Raw genomic sequence first — 4,449 nt, 5'->3', positions numbered from 1 at the left:
CGTGAGGGAGCCAGAAGGAGGGTGTGCTGCGCCTGGAGAGCAGCATTCCCGTGACCATCCAGGCAAGGGTGTGGACGTTGCGGACGTCATTCCACAGGGCACCCTGGAGATGAGGGAGGATGGCTTGGTAGAGTCGTGGGGCGTCCCCGGTGGCATTTTCGGTCTTCACAAACAGAAAGTGTCCCCTATCGGGGACGCTTTCTCATAATTTCTGTCAGGCGGTCAGGGAGTCTGACCTGAAGCTGTCGGTCGGCTCCACCGCCTCCGTGACTTACATCGGTCGGTGAGGCGCGCTCAGGTCGGCTGGCTTCAGCTTTCGGGCGAGTGCTGTCCCGCGCGGTCGTCCGGCGCTGCGCGGTCATCGTGGGAGAGGGCGACCGGGCCCAGGCCTGAGGCGATGGGGCGTGCTTTGCCGTCTTTCCAGGTGTAGGCCCTTCCCACGAGGTACTCGGCGATGTACCCGACCATCACCAGTGGATGCCACTCGTCGACCAAGCCGCGCTGGGCGCAGTGGGCCAGGTGGATCAGCGTCTGATCCTCGACCGGTACCTGATGGTGGGGTGGTGAGAGCCACTGCCCGCACCACTCCACGTGTTCACCGATCAGGCTGCTGACGGCCTGGGAGACGTCGACGAGGTAGGGCAGGTTGATGGTGAGCAAGCACCTCGCCCGCAACCGCGAGCGGAACTCCCTGATCGCGGACACGTACGCCGAAAACTGGGAGAAGTACGGTCAGACGATCATCTTTGCGGACCGCTGGTACCAGTGCGAGGCGCTCGTCGAACTCCTACGGCAGCAGGGCGTCCGGACAGACGTCCTCTTCGGCCGTCAGGACGTCAACGCGGGGTCCGCCGAGGCGCGTGTTGCCACAGGCGGAGCCGGCTACCGGCCGAACCGCACCCGCCGGTCGTAGCCGCCGTACTCGGACAGCCAGCGTTTCCGGGCGTCGGACTGTCCTCTCGTGGCGAGCAGGAACTCCAGGTACGAGCGGACATCCGTGCCTCTAGACTCGTCCCAGACGGCATAGTGGTCGTCCAGCAGGAACACCGCCGTGTCCCTCGATGAGATCCCAGGCGCAGGAGCGGAACCTGAACCGGCGCGGCTCGCTGCGACCGCGCTGCCGGAGACCGCAGAGGCGGACGGGAGGGAAGAACCCTGAACGTCTGTGCGGCAAGTGCCGGTACACGCCGCGCCCCTGCCGGGTAAGCTGACCGGCAGCGCAGCTCTGGAGGTTTCATGACCGGTTCCGTTCCCCTGCAACGTCGTTCCCAGACCAGTTCAGCTACCCCGGCCGCCCAGTCGGCCCCCGCAACCCGCCCAGCCGCACCGACTGCGTCCCTGCTGGCCCGACCGGCTGCACTGGCCCTCCGGGCCGTTCACACAGCCCCCACCCTGAAGCTCGGTCTTCAGAGCGTGCCGGACGTGACCCGCGTGCAACTGGGCCTGAACGTGACACGGACCTTCAGGCGGTCGTAGTGACGCTCGCCGCGAAGGTCGGGTACGGGGCGCTGGACGCCCAGTACCGGGTGCTGACGAAACGGTCGCTGGTGCAGGACTTCCGGGCGCAGGTGACGGCGCTCGATACAGGCCGGGAAGCCATGCGCCTGAACGGCGCGGACCACGCGGGCGTGATTGGCGCCATGCTGGACGTGCACACGGAGTCCCGGTACATGGTGGGGACGGACGTGGTGGACCGCGCCGCGCGGACGGACAACGTCCTGTCGAACGCCCTGATGGGAACCACCCGGCAACTCGGGCAGAACATCGTGGACCTTCCACGGCCCGTGGCGGATGCCATGCAGCACGTGCGGGCCGGCCTCCGGCTTCCCTACCTCATCCGGAACGCGGAGGTGGAGCGGTTCCCCGTCATCTCGGACCCGAAGGTGATCGAGGAACTCCGGCAGGAACTCGCGGACGCCCGCGCCAGGGGGCAGACCCAGCAACTGCTCACCACCTACCGCCAGCAGACCGGCCAGTCCCTCTACACGCGACTGGGGGAACTCGTCCGGGACGCCGGGCAACGCAAGATCCTGCTGGACCTGCTGCCCCCGCCGATCAGCGAGGCGCAACTGACGTACGACGCATTCCTGGAGAACATCGCCATCGGCATGGGGTACGAGAACGTCACCGGTGACGCCCTGGAAGGGAAGGAGAAATTCGAGGACAAACGCCGCCACGGGCAGCCGGCCGCGCTGCTCGCATACTTCGGGTACGCCGCCGGGGACGCCGTTCACGGCAAGTGGGGCCTGGACTTCCGGGTGTTCACGCCCATTCCGGGACGCGCGAAGTACAAGGACGTGATCGTCGCGTGGCGCGGCACGGAGGGCGTGACGGTAGACCTGAAGAACAACAAAGCCGGGGTCATCGACACGAAAATCGGGGATTTCGCGCCCGGCAGCATCGGGTACTACCAGATCAAGCAGAACGAGGACCTCATCAGCGCCCAGCTGGCCAGGGCCCGCGCGGCCGGGCCACTCCTGATGGTGGGGCACTCGCTGGGCGGCGGCCTCGCGCAACTCGCCGCGACGCTCTACCCGCAGTACACCCGGACGGTCGTGACCTTCCAGGGCGCGAACATCGACGAGAAGGACGTCGCCCGCCTTGAGGCGTACAACAAGAAGAACCCACAACTGGCGATCACGTCCCGCCACTACCGCGCCGACGGGGACGTGGTCCCCACCTCCGGGGACCGGGGGCTGCCCGGCCAGATCCACTACTTCGACCCGCAGTGGAAACCGCACGGTACCGACGCTCCCTTTGCGGGCGGCATAGAAAAACTGGCGACCAGCGGACATAACATCCCACTGCTGAACACGTACCTGCAGGGAGTGAAGACCAGTAACCCCGAACTGAACCTGCTGAAAACAGCCGGCATTCAGGACGAGCACCAGTTCGCGCCCGGGCAGGCCCGCCAGGACGCCCGCGTGGTGTACGGCGGATCGTACAGCAGCGCGCAGGACCCCCGCCTGGTCCTCGAAGGCGGCCGCGACAACCTGCTGGGCCTGCAGCGGTATCTGACGTACATGAGCCAGAAGCACCCGAACCTGAAAGACCTCAAGGTGATCGGCGGCTTCGCGGACATGGTCGTGACGGGCGGGTCGTACACGGACGTGATCATGGACGGCCTGCCCGAGAACACCCTGCTCGACCACCTGACCACCCTGGCGTTGAAGAGCGAATCGTACGCCGCCTTCGTGAAGGGCGCCCTGAAACTGATGGGCCTGACGGATGGAACGTACAGGCCGGTCACGCTGACCGTCACGCAGCAGGACCTCGACATGGCAGAAGACCTGAACCTGAAAGTGCCGAAGAACGTGATTGTGACCCCACTGATCCTGCAGACGTATGTTGCTCCGCAACACTTACGCGATGGTCAGTATCCCTTCTTGATACCCATTTACAGGTCAGTGAAATGAAACGTTGGGCCACGCTGCTTATGATGCTTTTCCTCTCGTCCTGTCAGGAGCGCCCCATGAACCGAACCCAGCCCAGCCTCGACGCGTCCATTGCACGCATGACTGACGTGTCGCCTGACACCCGTTGCGCTGAGGCGTACCGGGAGATGAATCTGCTGGGCGGGTGCTATCCGGCCATGGGTGACCCAGACGTGATGGCCAGGGTTGTGGTGTCAGTACTGGAAGAGGACGGATGGAAACGAGAGGGCCTGCTCCGGAAGGACTTCGGCATCTGGCGCGCCACTCTGGTTCGTGAAAGAGAAGGGCTGGCCTTCTCGTTGGGCGTGCTGACAACCCAGTCGGAAGGCTTTGATCAGCAACTCTTCCGTGAAGGCTATCAGTTACTGGTGAATCTGACCCTGAACCGCGAGGAAAATCCGGCGAAGTGAGAAGCATGCCGGTGCTGGGGAACCTGCCGGAACACCCTGTCGGCCTGCTCTCACGGAAGCAGAACCGGCCGGGTGACGTGCGGGTTTCTGCGTCTGTGATCGGTGAGTTGGCTCTCGTCAGTCAGATGACGGATACCTACAGGAGACCGTATGAACTCTGGACGGCATTCCGGTGACCCGTCTCCTTCCGCTGTTCGTGCTGCTCGCGGGGTGTCAAGTGAAACATAAGGTAGAGCAGGGGCCGTTCGTCGGCAGTGAACTTACCCGGCTCGTTCGGGGGATTGATCTTGACCCGGTGAACAGATGCGCCGACGCGTACGAGAAACGAGGTGAGCTGGGTGGGTGCTTTGTCTCCACGGGGACGCAGGATGAGGTTGCCAGAGCGGTCTCATACGGACTCCGATTGAATGGCTTATAAAGCCGCTGGGTCCGAGCGGACTCGTAGAGCTGCGCAGCAGAGCGAGGAGGAGTCGAAGCGCCCCTCCGGACGTGGAGTGGACAGATCGGTGGTGTTCCGATCTGTTAACTGACATCTTTCAGTTGGCTCATCCTGGATTCCGGGGAGCTGAGGTCAGAAGTAGGTTCAACATTGGCTCCAACAGCGA

The 4,449-nt window shown here is 64.3% G+C and carries 5 protein-coding genes; 4 read left to right on the top strand and 1 reads right to left on the bottom strand.

The annotated features are described in order from the left end of the window. Positions 1-309: 309 nt before the first annotated feature. Entirely contained in the window at positions 310-660 is a 351-nt protein-coding gene (locus tag IEY70_RS20615; RefSeq protein ID WP_189066906.1) for a hypothetical protein, read from the bottom strand. Here IEY70_RS20615 and IEY70_RS20610 point away from each other — a divergent pair. The 4 genes from IEY70_RS20610 (at position 653) to IEY70_RS20595 (ending at position 3,844) form a co-directional block, all read left to right on the top strand. Beyond that, positions 653-913, top strand: a complete 261-nt coding sequence (locus tag IEY70_RS20610) for a hypothetical protein (RefSeq protein WP_189066905.1) — start codon at positions 653-655, stop codon at positions 911-913. The genes IEY70_RS20615 and IEY70_RS20610 overlap by 8 nt on opposite strands. A 323-nt stretch (positions 914-1,236) precedes the next feature. Continuing rightward, positions 1,237-1,476, top strand: a complete 240-nt coding sequence (locus IEY70_RS20605; protein WP_189066904.1) for a hypothetical protein — start codon at positions 1,237-1,239, stop codon at positions 1,474-1,476. Next, the gene (locus tag IEY70_RS20600; protein ID WP_189066903.1) at positions 1,476-3,416 is read left to right on the top strand and encodes a Tle-like phospholipase domain-containing protein; all 1,941 of its coding nucleotides are present in this window, start codon (positions 1,476-1,478) and stop codon (positions 3,414-3,416) included. The genes IEY70_RS20605 and IEY70_RS20600 overlap by 1 nt, the downstream gene beginning before the upstream one ends. Before the next feature lie 56 nt (positions 3,417-3,472). Continuing rightward, on the top strand, positions 3,473-3,844 hold the full coding sequence (locus IEY70_RS20595) for a hypothetical protein (protein ID WP_189066902.1): 372 nt from the start codon (positions 3,473-3,475) through the stop codon (positions 3,842-3,844). The last annotated feature ends 605 nt before the right edge of the window (positions 3,845-4,449 follow it).

The sequence above is a fragment of the Deinococcus seoulensis genome (assembly GCF_014648115.1).
In the GTDB taxonomy this organism is placed as follows: Bacteria; Deinococcota; Deinococci; order Deinococcales; family Deinococcaceae; genus Deinococcus; species Deinococcus seoulensis.
This window is presented reverse-complemented; position numbering and strand designations above follow the sequence as displayed.

Excerpts from the sequence above, each read along its gene's own strand:
- IEY70_RS20595 (WP_189066902.1), top strand. The coding sequence starts at position 3,473 with ATGAACCGAACCCAGCCCAGCCTCGACGCGTCCATTGCACGCATGACT.
- IEY70_RS20605 (WP_189066904.1), top strand. The coding sequence starts at position 1,237 with ATGACCGGTTCCGTTCCCCTGCAACGTCGTTCCCAGACCAGTTCAGCT.